Raw genomic sequence first — 14,248 nt, 5'->3', positions numbered from 1 at the left:
TGGGGCCTGTCGTTCGTTGTTTCCGGACGAAGCTTTCAAGTTTTGCCGTCTTCACAAGGCAGGGGACGTGTCTATGATCCTTTCCACCGTGGCGACCCCCACCACGAGAACGGAGACATGAAGATGGAGGCAATCCAGATGACCGAAGCGCTGATTCGCGGACGCCGCAGCAAGCGCGGCTTCCTTGACCAGCCGGTGCCGATCGAGACTGTCAGGGACATCCTGTCGGTCGCGAAATACGCGCCGAGTTCGAGCAACACGCAGCCCTGGCGCTGCTATGTGCTGACCGGAAAGGCGCGCGAGAAGATTGCGGGAGCCGCGGTCGAGGCGTATCGCGCCGATCCTGAGGGACTGGCGCCCGACTACCCGTTTTTTCCAAAGGAATTGCCGGCGCCATTCTCGTCGCGCTTCAATACGTTTCGTGGGATGCTGGGCGATGCGCAGGGCGTGCACAGGAGCGATATCGTCGGGCGCCGGCGCGACGTCGAACGGCAGTTCCGGTTCTTTGATGCGCCAGTGGGACTGATCTTCACCATGGACCGGCGCCTGGAATGGGCCAGCTTCATCTGCTACGGCTGCTTCCTTCAGAACATCATGCTGGCCGCGCGCGCACGGGGCCTGGACACCTGCCCGCAGCAGATCTGGTCGCTGCAATCGGCGGTGCTTCGTGAAGGCCTCGCCATTCCCGACGGGGAGATGATCGTGGCCGGAATGTCACTCGGCTATGCAGACAACAGTTTTCCGGAAAACAACATGGAGTTGCGCAAGCTGGAACTGGACGAGTTCGTCTCGTTCGTCGACCGGTGACACGCGGAACCGTCCAGGCCGCTCCCTGACCTGGAAAAGCGCGAAGAAGCCGATAGCCAGCGTTAGCGAGTCTCGGCAAATTGCGGAGAAGTCGAATCGTTAAGGCAGGCGCGCTTCGCCGGCTGATGCGGATGCGCCGAGCCCTCAGCCGAAAAATAGAATACAGAGACGGAGGAGACATGATTAAAGTGCCCGCGAAGTTTTCTGCGGTGGTTGCGCTCGCTTGCTTGCTGGCCTCCAACGCCGAGGCAACCGAGAATGGTCAGACCAGTTACCCTGTTGGCGTCAATACCGTATTGAATGGAATTTTGCCACCGCCTGGTGAAACCCAGTTTTACAATTACACGCTCTACTACCATGCCGGAAAGTTCGCTGGCCCGCATGGAGAAAGTCTCCTGCCCGGGTTCCAGTTGAACGCGTTTATTGACGCCCCGCGTATCGTTCACACATGGGGCACTACATTTGGCCCCTTTACTCTGTCTAGTGGTGTAATCATTCCGCTCGTTCATATTCGGGCGGACACGCCAGGCGGCGGCGGCAAGCGCAATGGAATTGGAGACATCATCGTTGAGCCGCTGTACATCGGTTATTCAAATCCATCGCGATCATTCTTCGCCTACCTCACCACCGAAATTGCAGTGCCGAGCGGGTCCTACTCAGCGAACCGAGTGGCGAACACCGGCCGGAATGTATATGCGCTAACGCCGCAACTCAGCACGACATGGTTTCCCACGCCCGCAGTTGAAGTCTCTACCACCACGCTCGTAGAGATCAGTTCACCGAATTCAGCGACTCGATATCACTCTGGCGCGGTTGCCGCACTTGAGTATCTGCTTGGCTATTCGCTGAACAGCAAGTTCCAGCTCGGACTTCAGGGATATCTGCTGAAGCAGTTCACCGATGACAAAGTCAACGGCACGCCCGTCCCAGGGAATGGGTTTCGCGGGAAAGCGGTCGCAGTCGGGCCGCAACTACGATACATGTGGTCGCCGGCGGCCGGCATTGTGTTCAAGTATCAGCGCGAGTTCGAAGTGCAGAATCGGCCGCAAGGCAACAAGTTCTGGGTTGAACTGTGCTTCCCTCTTTGATCGACTGCCCGAACCGGCCGAGGTGGCGCACCGCGCATTGACGGTTGTGGCGCGAGCGGGCGCCGGCCACGGCAACGGCGGTCATTGGGGCGCCCGACCGTGGCACTGCGCACCCCCCTTGCAGTACCATGCGATGGCAGGCACACACCATTGGCCAACTCAACCGCTACCAAGGCAGCCAAATGCTGGACCTGAAAGACGTTTTTCACTTCGTGCAAGTGGTCGACCGCGGTGGCTTTACGTCTGCCGGCAACAGCCTGGGGCTGCCCAAGTCCACGTTAAGTCACAGGGTCAAGGAACTGGAGGCTTCGCTGGGGGTTCGCCTGATTAACCGGACCTCGCGCCAGTTTGCCTTGACCGACGTAGGCTCAGAGTTCTACCAGTACGCTGTCGCCTTGCTGCAGAGCGCCGACGTCGCGGAACAGGCGATGCGCCAGAGGCTCGCGGAACCCAGCGGGATCATCCGCGTGACGGTAGCGGTCGAGCTTGCGCAGTTTGCGCTGCGCCAGGTCCTGCCGACCTTCCTGAGCAGCCATCCCAAGGTCAGCATCGTGGAAATCGCCACGGACAGGCTCGTCGACGTTGTCGGCGAGGGCTTCGACCTGGCGCTGCGCGGACATACCTCGGCGCTGCAGGATTCCAACCTGGTCCAACGGCCCATTGTCAGGGCGCCATGGTACCTGTTTGCGGGTGCCGACTACCTCGAACGGATGCCACTCCTGGAGGCACCGGAGCAACTTGCATCCCATGCCATCGTCTCGATGGTGCGCAAAGGGCCGCTGCAATGGCAACTGCGCGGGCCCGACGACAGGCTCGTCACCATCCCGGTCGAGCCACGCTTCCAGAGCAACAGCATGATGTCCCTGAAGGAGGCAGCCTGCGCCAACGTTGGCGTGGCAGCCCTGCCCGGGTATATCTGCCGGCCCGAGCTGCAGGCTGGCGTGCTGCGGCAAGTCCTGCCGGGCTGGATCGCCGCGGATGCGCGCATCTCCGCCCTCATGCCCTATCGGACCGGACTGCTTCCGGCGGTGCGGTCGCTGGTCGATTTCCTCGCCGCAGAGCTGCCCAAGGTCACCGCATTCGACGGCCGCTGACCCGGCACTACCTCCTCTGCCTCCAATGCCACGCGGGCCACGTCCCGTGTGTCCCGCCGGGCGTTCCATATTCATGGACGCTGCGTTCGGCGCCAGCCAGCTGCCAAGGCCGAGCCGATCCACTATCGTTTCCAACCAGGGATAAGCCAACCGCAACGTCACCCTGGAATGGATACATGAATCAGCTGAACTGCCTGCCACAAGACGCGATCTTCTCTGGCCACGACATACTTCCGACGGCTGTCGCGTCGCTCGACCAGCACGGCATCCGACGCCCATCCCGAACGACGGCCCCGCATTCCATGGGCTTGCGCAGCGCGCTGGATGCCCTTGCCACGCGGCAGATCACCGCGACGGCATTGACGGAGCAGGCGCTCGAACGCGCGGAAGCCAGCAAGCGGCTGCTCAATGCATTCTCGGCGATCGATTGGGACCGTGCCCTGAAGGCGGCCGCGGAAAGCGATCGCCGCTATGGCGAACGCCGGCCGCGGCCACTGGAAGGGCTGCCCATTGCGGTCAAGGATCTGATCGACACCAAGGGCATGGAGACCCGCTACGGTTCCGCAGCCTATCTCGGTCATGTGCCAGCCGCCGATGCGGAGATCGTGAAAACTCTGGTGGAGCGCGGCGCGATCATCATAGGCAAGACCACGACCCACGAATTCGCGTGGGGCGTGACAACCGCCAGCGCCAGGTTTGGCGATACCCTGAATCCGCTGGACCATACACGCATACCCGGGGGTTCCAGTGGTGGTGCCGCGGCGGCGATTGCGCACGGTGCCATCATGGCGGGCGTGGGCACGGATACCGGCGGCTCGGTCCGGATTCCCGCCGCACTGTGCGGCGTCGTCGGATACAAGCCCACGCTCGGCACGTTATCCACACGCGGCGTGTTCCCCCTGGCGCCCACTTGCGACCACGTTGGCCTGCTCGGCGAGCAGGTCGACGACGTGCTGTTGCTCGCCGATGCCGTCGACATCAAGGTTCCCGAGAGCGATGCGTGGCTGTCCGCAAGGCTGGGCGTCATTCGTGACATTGCACCGGTTCCACTCAGTCCTGAGATTGCGGTGCCATTTGATGGCGCGATGAAGCGGCTGGCGCAAGTCTTTTCCTGCGTGAACGTCAGCACTTCCGGCCTGTTCGATGCGGTATTCGGTGCCTTCGCGAGCATCGTCCTGATCGAAGGCGGCATCGAGCATTTCCGCCGCAATGACTGGGACCGTATCTCGACGCACTACAACCCGGAAACCGTCGACCGGCTGAAACGCGCCGAAACCATGGACCTGCGCGCCTATGCAGCGGCCCAGCAGGCCAGGCGAGATTTCACGGCAAGGCTGCACAAGGTGATGTCGACGGTTGACTATCTCGTGCTGCCGACATGCCCGTGCACCGCACCGCATCTCGATGCCGGCACCGTCAGCATTGGCGCCTGGACCGGCACCGTCCGCGAGGCGCTGATGACCTATACGGCGCCGTTCAATGTCGCGGGATTTCCTGCCATCTCGATTCCCCTGGCGACCGGCGAACGCAGCCTTCCCGCGGCCTTGCAGATCGTCGCGAAGCCCGGCGACGACGGTGCGCTGCTGCAGATTGCACAGCAGATGGAGCTGATGCTGCGAACGGGCACCGCCCAAAATGAGTTGCTAGACGTCAACCCAACAACCAGGAGACAACGATGAACGATAGCGCCAAACCTGAGTCCCAGGAAGCCAGCAATGAGCCATGACAAACTGACGAATATGGCGGCTGGTGCCCGTGCCGCCATCGCGGACCCGGCGCGAATCTCTCTCGTGGGAAGTGACGCCAACCCGCGCTTCGAACTGTTCCACGCCGCCAGTTCGCTCTGCTCGCAGAAAGTGCGCACGGTACTGTTCGAGAAGCAGTTGCCGTACCGTTCGAACGATATGATGATCCTCGGTTCGATGGGGCCGGATGGCCTTGTTCCGGCCGAGCACTACCATCCGCCCTACGTCCGACTGCGGTTGCTTGCAGGCCGGGAAGTGGGGCGGGAATTTGTCAGCGGCTATAGCGGGCGCACTTCGGTGGAGACCGAAGGCTTTGATCCCTGCACGGTCCCGTTGCTTGTGGACTACGAGGCTGGCCGCGTCATTGCCGATTCCAAACGGATCTGCTGCTATCTCGATGCGGTATCGCGCGATCCCATTGATCTCGTGCCGGGGGATGCCGATGCGCGTGCCCGGGTGATGCACCAGGTGAACATCGTCGATCAGCTCCCGAACGGCACCTTGCTCTACGGCTTTCATCCCGATGCCGACCGGCGGCCTGAAGCGCTCAAGACAGCCATGGAAACGGTCTACGACTACAAGATCCAGGCACTCGAAGCCATGATTGACGCCAATGCCGACGATGCGGAGCTGGTTGCAGCCTATCGCGCGAAGATCGCGAAGGAGCGGGGTGGCAAGTCGGTCCGCCACGATGCGGCATTTCAGCGCGCCGCACGTCGGCACGTCGCGGGCCTCTTGGCGGACCTCGACCATGCGCTTGGTTCGTCGTCACCGTACCTCAGGGGGGAATCATTCTCGCTCGGCGATGTGCTGTGGGGTGTCAACCTGGTCCGGATGGCTTATCTGGGGCTTGCGTCGATGTGGGAAGGCCTGCCCAACGTCGTGCGATATGTGGATGCGCTGGCCAAGCGTCCGTCCCTGTGCAAGGAAGCGGTCCAGGCTACGGTCGATTCCATGCCGCCTTCGCACTATATGCATGGCATGGCCCGCTGCGGGGAGGCGGTGCCGGTGTAGTCCGCCAGCCCGATGGCACCGGCCAATGCCGGCGCCTGTGGCGGAAGGGGAATGCGCGGAGACTCTGAATCTCCGCCCATTTGCTTTCTCAGGCCGTCACGGGCCGGGTCCCGGCGGATGCGCGCCCTGGGGTATGATCGGAGGTCAAGATCACATCCAGATCCGATCCGTTGCCACCGCCGGCAATGATTCGCTTTCCCATGCATCGGCGTTGCGGCACTGCCCGGATACGTCTGCCAGGCTATGACGAAGTCACCGGCTCAGGACCCATCCAATGCTGCGCCGCTGCATGAGCAGATCTATGCACGGATTCGTGCCTCGATCCAGCAAGGGCAACTGAAACCCGGGCAGCGGGTGCCATCCTTGCGTGCGTTTGCGGGCGAGCTAGGCGTAGCGCGCGGGACCGTTCAGGTCGCCTATGAGCGGCTCCTGGGCGAAGGCTACCTGATCGCCAGAGGCCCTGCGGGGACGTTTGTTTCCGAGCAAATTGCGCCATCGCGCCCCCACCGCGTGGCCGCAGCGGCTGGATCCAGCCGCACGCCACCGAACCAGGAACTTACCGAGTTTTCTATCGAAACGGAGGGTGGAATCCCCGCGCCGTTGCAACTGGGGCTTCCCGCGCTGGATGAGTTCCCGCGGAAACTATGGACGAGGTTGATGGCGCGGCAAGTACGCAGCGCCGGCTCGCTGACCAGGCCGGCGTCAGCCGGATTTGGCCCGCTGCGAGAAGCGTTGGCCGCTTACCTGCAGCGCTCACGGGGCATCGACGCCCAGCCGCACCAGGTGTTCGTCGTGCCGGCCTATACGGCCAGCCTTGCGCTGATTGTGGATGCGCTCAGGCTGGCGGGCGAAAGCGCCTGGGTTGAGGATCCCAGCTACCCGCCGACAGCCCAGTCACTCAGGCGCCTGAACCTGCAGGTCCGGAATGTGCCAGTGGATGATCATGGCCTCGACGTCGATTTTGGGCGTCAGCATTTTCCAGAGGCGCGCCTGGCCGTAGTGACGCCATCGCACCAGAGCCCGACTGGCGTGGCACTGACACTGCAACGTCGCGTCGAACTGCTCGACTGGGCCGGTGAGCGGGGCGCATGGATCATCGAGGACGACTACGACGGCGAGTTTCGTTACCGCGGCCACCCGTTACCGGCCTTGAAGAGCCTGGATACATGCGACCGGGTGATCTATTGCGGCACGCTTAGCAAGGTGCTGTACCCGGGGCTACGGCTCGCTTACGTGGTCGTGCCACAGAGTCTGGTGCCGACAATGGATCTGGCCTGCAGGCGCACGGTGCATGGCGGCTGCCCTGAACTCTTGCAAGCCGTGGCGGCGGAGTTTATTGCGCAGGGGCACTTCGCCCGGCACATCAAACGCATGCGCACGCTTTACGCGCGACGACGTGCAATGCTGGCCGAGGCGCTGGCTCCATACAAAACGGACGGCTTCACTGTTTGCCTGCAGGATGGCGGCATGCACCTTCTGGTCGACGTCAGGGACGATCTTGACGATCTGGCGATGGCCCGTCGTGCGCGCGAGGCAGGATTCGCCGTCCATTCGCTGACCGCCTGGCGGCAGGGTGCGCCCGGGCGGCGTGGCTTGATGATGGGTTTTGCCAATCTGCGCAGTCAGACTGAAGCCGATCGCCTGGTTGCCGAGCTGATGCGCGCGCTGAAAGCATAGACGATCGTCAGGGACGCTTGACCGTTGATTCCGCGCGGCTCGCGTCCATCATTATCGAAGCCTGGGAAGGGGCGGTCCTGCGCAGCAAGGTCGAGCGCAATGGCGACGCCTGCCGACGCGCTACCAACCATCGGTCATACCGCCCCATGTCGATGGCCCAGTCGAAAACAATAAACATGTGCCTGTTGACTGAGTCATCGTCCATTTACATTGGGGCCTGCACAAGCCAGCACGCACCGGCACCATGACCAGGGACCTGATGCCCAGACATATTCAAGGAAACGCGCGCACGCGCCAATAGAGGAGTCTCACCATGTCTTCAGATCGCAGCCTCGATCAAGGCCTATCGCGACGTAACCTGTTGTTGGGCGGGGCGGCCACAGCCAGCGCGCTGGTGGCTTCCGGCTTGCCCGGACCTGCGGCGGCGGCACCGTCGGCAGAAAAGTCGACCACCGCAAAGGCAAGCGGCAAGGCTTCAGGCGGCTACATCACGGCAAAGGACGGCACCCAGCTCTATTTCAAGGACTGGGGCGCCGGTCGCCCCGTTGTATTCAGTCATGGCTGGCCACTGAGCTCGGACAGTTGGGAATCCCAGATGATGCTCGTTGCGTCGGAAGGGTATCGCGCCGTTGCACATGACCGTCGTGGCCACGGTCGTTCAAGCCAGCCATGGAATGGCAACGAGATGAACACTTATGCTGACGACCTGGCCATTGTGTTCGAAACCCTTGACCTGCGGGACGCCATCCTGGTGGGCTTCTCCACGGGTGGTGGCGAGGTGGCCCGGTACATCGGCCGGCACGGTGCGCGACGCGTTTCAAAGGTGGTGCTGGTTTCAGCCGTGCCGCCTTTGATGGTGAAGACCGCCGCCAATCCGCGCGGACTGCCAATCGAAGTATTCGACGGCCTGCGTGCCGCACAACTTGCCAATCGGTCGCAGTTCTACAAGGACGTGCCGGCGGGGCCGTTCTATGGCTTCAACCGTCCCGGTGCAAAGCCGTCGCAGGGGTTGATCGACGCATGGTGGGCGCAGGGCATGCAGGGTGGACACAAGAGTACGTACGACTCGATCAAGGCATTTTCTGAGACCGACTTCACCGAGGATCTCAGGAAGATCGATGTGCCGACCCTGATCATCCACGGCGACGACGATCAGATCGTGCCGATCGACGCCGCTGGACGCGCATCGGCAAAGCTCGTCAGGAATGCGAAGCTGATCGTCTACCCCGGTGCGCCGCATGGGCTCACAGACACCCACAAAGACAGATTCAACGCCGACCTGTTGGCATTCATCCGTAGTTGAAACGACGCCGCATCTGCCGGGCCCCACGAAGGCGCCGGCAGACTGGGCCCACCATAAGAGGTACTTCCCATGTGCAACCACAATAGCCCCTATGCAGATCCCGTTGATCCGGCTCTGCCGAAGTCCTGCATTACGCTGGACCTGTCCCGCACCGCGCTCGTCGTGATCGACCCGCAGATCGACTTCATGAGCCCCGAAGGCCGCAGCTGGGGCGTGGTGGGAGAAAGCGTGACGGAGCAGAACCTCGTGGCCAACCTGGTCCGTCTGTTCGAGGCAGCAAAACAGGCGGGCATCACGGTCGCCATCTCTCCCCACTATTACTTCCCCCATGATCACACATGGAAAGTGCAGGGCCCCGCCGAAATGTTCCAGCATGCCATCGGCATGTTCGACCGTCCGGGCGCGCTGAACCTGGACGGATTCCGTGACTCGGGCGCGGACTTCGTGCCGGAGCTCAAGCCGTATATCGAGGATGGCAAGACCATCATCTGCTCCACGCACAAGCTGTACGGCCCGCAGGCCAACGACCTTGTCCTGCAATTGCGCAAGCAGCGCGTCGACCAGGTGATCCTTGCGGGCATGGCCGCCAATCTGTGCGTCGAATCTCATCTGCGGGATCTGCTGGAGCAAGGTTTCGAAGTTGCTGTCGTGCGCGACGCCGTAGCAGGGCCGAAGCTACCTGAAGGGGACGGATATCACGCGGCACTGGTCAACTTCCGCTTCATCGCAAACGCGCTGTGGGATACCAACGAAACCGTGCAGCGGTTGGCAGTAAAGGTTGAAGCAGCCGCGTAGCGCCCTTCTTGCGCCAGGGGCGACAGCCCCTGGCGCGGCAATGGCAGGTGCATCAATGTCTGGTTCAAAGAATGCATAGAGGCGACTCACATGCCCAAGATTCCTTCGCGCTACAGCTATTTCGCCTATGGTGTTATCCAGGCCGGCTTGACCTGCTCCATCGCTGCTGCCATCGCAAGCCTTCCATTTGCAGAAGAGGGCCGGTTCTTTCAGCACTGGCTAAGGTCCTGGAGCGTCTCCTGGCTGACCATGCTGCCGGTCGTCGTGTCGGCCACGCCCATCATTCGCCGCCTGGTCGATCGCATGACAAACCACTCTTAGGTCATACCGTCCTTGTTGATGGCCTAGTTGAAAACGATAAACATGTGCCTGTTGACTGTGTCATCGCTCAACTACATTGAAGCCTGCACAACCAGCACGCATCGGCACCATGACCAAGAACCTGACGCTCAGACATGCGGAAACGGAGGCCGAGATCCGTGCCTGCTTCCCTGTCATGCGGCAACTGCGCCCCAGGCTGCAAATGCCGGAAGACTTCCTCGACGCCGTCATGCTGCAACGCGGACAAGGGTACCGGCTGCTCGCGCTCTGGGACGATGGCAAAGCTGTTGCGCTGGCCGGATATCGGCGTCTTGACAACCTCATCCACGGGCGCTTTCTGTACGTCGACGACCTGATCACCGATGCCGAAGGCCGGGGGCGGGGTCACGGCGAGCGTCTGCTGCAAGCGCTTTGCGAGCTTGGACGCACAGAAGGCTGCCAGCGACTTGTCCTGGATACCGCACTCGCGAAAGCGCTGGCCCAGCGCTTCTATTTCCGTTCCGGCCTGCTCGCCAAGGGCCTCCACTTCTGCATGGAGCTGCAATGAAGCTCCTCAACCTGCTGCTGCTGCTCGATTGCAGCCCGCGCCGTGACTATTCCACGAGCCGGCGCTCCGAGTCGAGCTGGCGCGGGGATGCCGCGTTCCCTAACATGGAATCGTTCCACCTTCCTCAGCACGGAGAAGCATCATGAAGATTGTCGTCATTGGCGGGACCGGCCTGATCGGCTCGAAGACCGTCGCCATTTTGCGCCAGGGCGGCCACGAGGTCGTGGCCGCCTCGCCCAGGAGCGGTGTCAACAGCATCACTGGCGAGGGGCTCCAGGAGGCCCTCGCCGGCACTCAGGTGGTGATCGACCTTGCCAATTCCCCGTCGTTTGAAGACAAGGCGGTGCTGGAGTTCTTCGAGACCTCCGGCCGCAACCTTCATGCGGCGGAGACCAAGGCGGGCGTTCAGCACCATGTCGCGCTGTCCATCGTCGGCACCGACCGGACGCCCGAGAACGGCTATTTCCGTGCCAAGGTCGCGCAGGAAAAACTGATAGAGGCCTCCGGCATCCCCTACACCATCATCCGCTCGACCCAGTTCATGGAATTCATCGGCGGCATCGCCGATTCCAGTGCGCAAGGAAATATCGTCAGCCTATCGCCTGGGCTGTTCCAGCCGATTGCGGCGGACGACGTTGCCGCAATCGTTGCCGATGTGGCGCTCGCGCCACCGCGAAACGGCATCGTCGAGATCGCGGGCCCGGAACGAGCCCCGTTCAACGAGATCGTCGCCCGCTATCTCAAGGCGGTTGGCGACCCGCGTGAAGTCGTGCGCGACCCCGAGGCCCGCTACTTCGGCGGCCGGGTCGAGGAACATTCGCTCGTGCCGTTGGGCGAGGCGCGCCTCGGGCGCATCGGCTTAGAGGAATGGCTGCGTCAATCGCAGCAACGATAGGCCGCAAGGCGCATGCCCACGCAAGCAGCACCGCGTTCGTCAGTATCACATTGAGCAGATCACCAGGAGCAAACATGACCCAACGTACGAATTACTTCCAGCAATCCCCGGAACTGTCCAAGAAGCTCATGGAGTTCGGCGCGCTGTTCCAGAAGACCACGATTGAAGAGCCCATTCGCGAGCTCGTCGAGATTCGCGCGTCGCAGCTCAATGGCTGCGCGTTCTGCGTCGACATGCATATCAAGATGGCGAAGATCCACGGCGAGCGCGAATTGCGCCTGCATCATGTGGCGATCTGGCGCGAGTCGACGCTGTTCTCGCCGCGCGAACGCGCCGCGCTGGCCTGGACCGAGGTGCTGACGAGGCTTCCCGCCGACGGCGTGCCCGACGATATCTATGAGCGCGTGCGCACCCAGTACAGCGAGAAGGAACTGTCGGACCTCACCTTCCTGGTGGGGGCGATCAATACCTGGAATCGCCTGAACGTGGCGTTCCGCATGGTGCCTGGTTCGTCGGACAAGGCGTTCGGGCTCGACAAGGCCAACCTGGAGTGATGCCATGAAGACGGTCACTTCCGTTGCGGCAGCCCTTGTGTTGTCGTGCCTGACGGTTGCAAAGCCGGCCGCCGCCGCGCCGGAGGCGAGTGTCACGCCCCTGGTCAAGGAAGCGTTGCCCGAATATCCGGGGAAGGAAGCCGAGATGATCATCGTGGAGTATCCGCCGGGCAGCGCCGATCCCGTGCATCGCCATGACGCCCACGCCTTCGTCTACGTGCTCGAGGGCAGCATCGTCATGGGCCTCAAGGGCGGAAAAGAGGTAACGCTCAAACCGGGCGATACCTTCCACGAAGGTCCCAACGATATCCACACCGTCGGACGCAATGCCAGCAAGACGCAGCCAGCAAAGTTTGTCGTGTTCCTGCTCAAGAAAAAGGGCGCGCCGATCCTGACGCCGGTGAAGTAGTCGTCGTCCCTTCAGGCACCGGCAATGCCGGTGCGCACTGTCCGGCACGGCAAGAGCGGCGCTACCGCATGCTCTTGCCGTGCCGCTGTTTTCCGGGGTGGCGTGAAGGGTTGTGGGACGGAAATTGATACTACGTCGGTTTCTTGGCAATATCACCATGACAAAACCAGGTCCCGGGTAGCGATCTGGTCGGTGGTGAGGCGGTTGGCCGTGCTGCCCCTGCCGGCAGTTCGGACCTTGGATCCGCGAACTGCCGCACTGCCGCGAGACGCGCACCATGCACCTGGGAAAATCGTACACAATATCCGAGTTCACGTTCTGGTCGAGACGGCAACTTTATGCCTCGCTGGCATGCGGTTCGCTGCCCGTAGTCCTTTATCAGTTCTTCGGGCTGAAATGGCTGTCGATTCCGGTCTCGGTTGTGGTGCTGCTGGGCACCGCCACGTCATTCATCGTGGGTTTCCGGAATGTGCAGACCTACAGCAGGGCCCTGGAGGCACAGCAGATCTGGACTGAGATCCTGACCGGCAGCCGGTGTCTGGGTATGATGAGCCAGGACTTTCTGGCAGGGCAGGCGGCCGGGCGGGATCTGGTTCTCCGCCATTGCGCGTGGCTGACGGCGCTCCGCTACCAGCTGAGAACCCCAAGGATCTGGGAAAGCGCGGGCAAGGCATCCAACGTGGAGTACCGGAAGTACTACCGGGTTCCAGAGTGGGAGACGCCATTGCACGAGGCGCTTGCGCGGTATCTGCCACAGGCCGAACTCGACTCGCTTGCGCACGCCGAGAGCAAGACAAGCCGGTTGCTGGGAACGCAGTCGGCGACGATCAGGCGGCTCCTTGACGCTGGCGAGATCGGCAATGCCTTCTATCTGGAGTTGGTGGGATCGATCAGAGGCTTCTTCGCGCAGCAAGGACGGGCGGAGCGTATCAAGGACTATCCGTATCCCAGGCAATATGCGGTCGTCAACAAGCTCTTTGTCCGTACGTTTTGTCTGCTACTGCCTTTTGGCATTCTTACGGAATTCGAAAAGCTCAATGCCAGCGTTTCAGGCGTCATGCATGGCAACATGATCTGGCTGGTCATTCCATTCAGCACGATGATCTCCTGGATGTACCTCGCGCTGGAGCAAGTGGGCGAAAGCACGGAGAACCCGTTCGAAGGAAACGCCAATGATGTGCCCATGGCACAGATCTGCCGGAAGATCGAACACGAACTCATGGACATGCTGGGCGAGAAGTGCGATATCCCCGCGCCGACGGCCGAGCACGGTATTGTCCTCTGACCACTCAAGTTTATCGCTTTAGTCGGGCGTTCTGTCATGACTGCGGGACGTGCGTCGCGTGTAGGTATCCACGCCCGTGGTGTAGTGCGAGCGCATGAAGTACACCGCCGCGAATCCCAGGAAGGAGAGGGTGGCGAGCACGCGCAACTCCGACTTCGGCAGGATCTTGCCAACCACCGGGGCCATCAGCACGGTGAAGACGGGCGAGCTGAACCAGTCCAGGTTCTTGCCCTTGTCGAGCATGATCTGCAGCGACGCAACCCAGGTGACCAGCGATGCCAGGCCCACCACGTCGATCGACAGCTTGCGCGTCGGCGTTTTTCGGTCGCGGTAGATCGCCCAGGTCACGGCAGCGGCGAACAGGCCGCGGCGAGCAGCGTGGTCAGGTTGGGCGCCACGCCGCATCGCCAGGACGACAGCACGAACAGCAGGATGGCGCCGACGAACAGGCGGACCTGTCCGATCCGCTGCGTGAGCCAGCCGGTCAGCGGGATCGCGACAGCATTGGCCGCGGCGAACAGCGTGATCACCCAGGTGCCTTCGTCGATCGACACACCGAGGTTGCCGGCGATCGTCGCAAGAATTCTTGCAATGACGGGCTTATCCCAGTGTTGTCACCGGTAGTGGCGCGAGTTAATGCCCTGGCGGTTCCAGACAGCCGTCATGCCTGAGGGCGATATGTCCGCAATACCTCGTTATCCCGAGGATTGTCAA

General features: G+C 62.0%; 15 protein-coding genes and 1 pseudogene. 15 read left to right on the top strand and 1 reads right to left on the bottom strand.

Features of this window, described 5'->3' with window-relative positions:
• The first annotated feature begins 123 nt into the window (after positions 1-123).
• The 15 genes from AC3WRI_RS03800 to AC3WRI_RS03730 all read left to right on the top strand — a co-directional run bounded on the left by AC3WRI_RS03800 (position 124) and on the right by AC3WRI_RS03730 (position 13,534).
• Entirely contained in the window at positions 124-807 is a 684-nt protein-coding gene (locus AC3WRI_RS03800) for a nitroreductase (RefSeq protein ID WP_011617224.1), read from the top strand.
• Between the two features lie 179 nt (positions 808-986).
• Positions 987-1,895 (top strand): SphA family protein, encoded by a 909-nt coding sequence (locus tag AC3WRI_RS03795; RefSeq protein WP_492292611.1) that lies wholly within the window; start codon positions 987-989, stop codon positions 1,893-1,895.
• A gap of 182 nt (positions 1,896-2,077) precedes the next feature.
• Positions 2,078-2,989 (top strand): LysR substrate-binding domain-containing protein, encoded by a 912-nt coding sequence (locus tag AC3WRI_RS03790; RefSeq protein ID WP_492292609.1) that lies wholly within the window; start codon positions 2,078-2,080, stop codon positions 2,987-2,989.
• Between the two features lie 302 nt (positions 2,990-3,291).
• Positions 3,292-4,668, top strand: coding sequence for an amidase (locus tag AC3WRI_RS03785; protein WP_011617221.1), 1,377 nt, complete (start codon positions 3,292-3,294; stop codon positions 4,666-4,668).
• Positions 4,669-4,704: 36 nt separating this feature from the next.
• Positions 4,705-5,748, top strand: coding sequence for a glutathione S-transferase family protein (locus AC3WRI_RS03780; RefSeq protein ID WP_011617220.1), 1,044 nt, complete (start codon positions 4,705-4,707; stop codon positions 5,746-5,748).
• Between the two features lie 243 nt (positions 5,749-5,991).
• Positions 5,992-7,425: a MocR-like pyridoxine biosynthesis transcription factor PdxR gene (gene pdxR, locus AC3WRI_RS03775; RefSeq protein ID WP_492292607.1), complete on the top strand. Its 1,434-nt coding sequence runs from the start codon at positions 5,992-5,994 to the stop codon at positions 7,423-7,425.
• Between the two features lie 313 nt (positions 7,426-7,738).
• Positions 7,739-8,728: an alpha/beta fold hydrolase gene (locus tag AC3WRI_RS03770; RefSeq protein ID WP_011617218.1), complete on the top strand. Its 990-nt coding sequence runs from the start codon at positions 7,739-7,741 to the stop codon at positions 8,726-8,728.
• 69 nt (positions 8,729-8,797) lie between these two features.
• Positions 8,798-9,523: a cysteine hydrolase family protein gene (locus tag AC3WRI_RS03765; protein ID WP_011617217.1), complete on the top strand. Its 726-nt coding sequence runs from the start codon at positions 8,798-8,800 to the stop codon at positions 9,521-9,523.
• A 90-nt stretch (positions 9,524-9,613) separates the two neighbouring features.
• Complete coding sequence (locus AC3WRI_RS03760; protein WP_013953675.1) at positions 9,614-9,844, top strand: DUF2798 domain-containing protein; 231 nt, start codon at positions 9,614-9,616, stop codon at positions 9,842-9,844.
• A 109-nt stretch (positions 9,845-9,953) separates the two neighbouring features.
• On the top strand, positions 9,954-10,391 hold the full coding sequence (locus AC3WRI_RS03755) for a GNAT family N-acetyltransferase (RefSeq protein WP_011617215.1): 438 nt from the start codon (positions 9,954-9,956) through the stop codon (positions 10,389-10,391).
• Positions 10,388-10,537, top strand: a complete 150-nt coding sequence (locus AC3WRI_RS03750; protein ID WP_155737069.1) for a hypothetical protein — start codon at positions 10,388-10,390, stop codon at positions 10,535-10,537. Before AC3WRI_RS03755 ends, AC3WRI_RS03750 begins: the two co-directional genes overlap by 4 nt.
• Positions 10,534-11,286 (top strand): SDR family oxidoreductase, encoded by a 753-nt coding sequence (locus AC3WRI_RS03745; RefSeq protein WP_439671831.1) that lies wholly within the window; start codon positions 10,534-10,536, stop codon positions 11,284-11,286. The genes AC3WRI_RS03750 and AC3WRI_RS03745 overlap by 4 nt, the downstream gene beginning before the upstream one ends.
• Positions 11,287-11,360: 74 nt before the next feature.
• Complete coding sequence (locus AC3WRI_RS03740; protein WP_318232496.1) at positions 11,361-11,840, top strand: carboxymuconolactone decarboxylase family protein; 480 nt, start codon at positions 11,361-11,363, stop codon at positions 11,838-11,840.
• Positions 11,841-11,844: 4 nt separating this feature from the next.
• Entirely contained in the window at positions 11,845-12,249 is a 405-nt protein-coding gene (locus AC3WRI_RS03735; RefSeq protein WP_011617212.1) for a cupin domain-containing protein, read from the top strand.
• A 277-nt stretch (positions 12,250-12,526) separates the two neighbouring features.
• The gene (locus AC3WRI_RS03730) at positions 12,527-13,534 is read left to right on the top strand and encodes a bestrophin family protein (protein ID WP_439671830.1); all 1,008 of its coding nucleotides are present in this window, start codon (positions 12,527-12,529) and stop codon (positions 13,532-13,534) included.
• Between the two features lie 57 nt (positions 13,535-13,591).
• Here the strand turns inward: AC3WRI_RS03730 and AC3WRI_RS03725 are convergent.
• A pseudogene (locus AC3WRI_RS03725) lies at positions 13,592-14,139 on the bottom strand (MFS transporter); the annotation flags it as partial.
• Between the last annotated feature and the right edge of the window lie 109 nt (positions 14,140-14,248).

The organism is Cupriavidus sp. FW305-27 (genome assembly GCF_058787995.1).
Note: the sequence above shows the minus strand (reverse complement) of the source record. Positions and strands in the feature narration are given on the sequence as shown.

Coding starts and splice junctions, on each gene's coding strand:
- AC3WRI_RS03765 (WP_011617217.1), top strand. CDS start 8,798: ATGTGCAACCACAATAGCCCCTATGCAGATCCCGTTGATCCGGCTCTG.
- AC3WRI_RS03760 (WP_013953675.1), top strand. CDS start 9,614: ATGCCCAAGATTCCTTCGCGCTACAGCTATTTCGCCTATGGTGTTATC.
- AC3WRI_RS03745 (WP_439671831.1), top strand. CDS start 10,534: ATGAAGATTGTCGTCATTGGCGGGACCGGCCTGATCGGCTCGAAGACC.
- AC3WRI_RS03735 (WP_011617212.1), top strand. CDS start 11,845: ATGAAGACGGTCACTTCCGTTGCGGCAGCCCTTGTGTTGTCGTGCCTG.
- AC3WRI_RS03785 (WP_011617221.1), top strand. CDS start 3,292: ATGGGCTTGCGCAGCGCGCTGGATGCCCTTGCCACGCGGCAGATCACC.
- pdxR (WP_492292607.1), top strand. CDS start 5,992: ATGACGAAGTCACCGGCTCAGGACCCATCCAATGCTGCGCCGCTGCAT.
- AC3WRI_RS03770 (WP_011617218.1), top strand. CDS start 7,739: ATGTCTTCAGATCGCAGCCTCGATCAAGGCCTATCGCGACGTAACCTG.
- AC3WRI_RS03795 (WP_492292611.1), top strand. CDS start 987: ATGATTAAAGTGCCCGCGAAGTTTTCTGCGGTGGTTGCGCTCGCTTGC.
- AC3WRI_RS03755 (WP_011617215.1), top strand. CDS start 9,954: ATGACCAAGAACCTGACGCTCAGACATGCGGAAACGGAGGCCGAGATC.
- AC3WRI_RS03800 (WP_011617224.1), top strand. CDS start 124: ATGGAGGCAATCCAGATGACCGAAGCGCTGATTCGCGGACGCCGCAGC.
- AC3WRI_RS03790 (WP_492292609.1), top strand. CDS start 2,078: ATGCTGGACCTGAAAGACGTTTTTCACTTCGTGCAAGTGGTCGACCGC.
- AC3WRI_RS03750 (WP_155737069.1), top strand. CDS start 10,388: ATGAAGCTCCTCAACCTGCTGCTGCTGCTCGATTGCAGCCCGCGCCGT.
- AC3WRI_RS03780 (WP_011617220.1), top strand. CDS start 4,705: ATGAGCCATGACAAACTGACGAATATGGCGGCTGGTGCCCGTGCCGCC.
- AC3WRI_RS03740 (WP_318232496.1), top strand. CDS start 11,361: ATGACCCAACGTACGAATTACTTCCAGCAATCCCCGGAACTGTCCAAG.
- AC3WRI_RS03730 (WP_439671830.1), top strand. CDS start 12,527: ATGCACCTGGGAAAATCGTACACAATATCCGAGTTCACGTTCTGGTCG.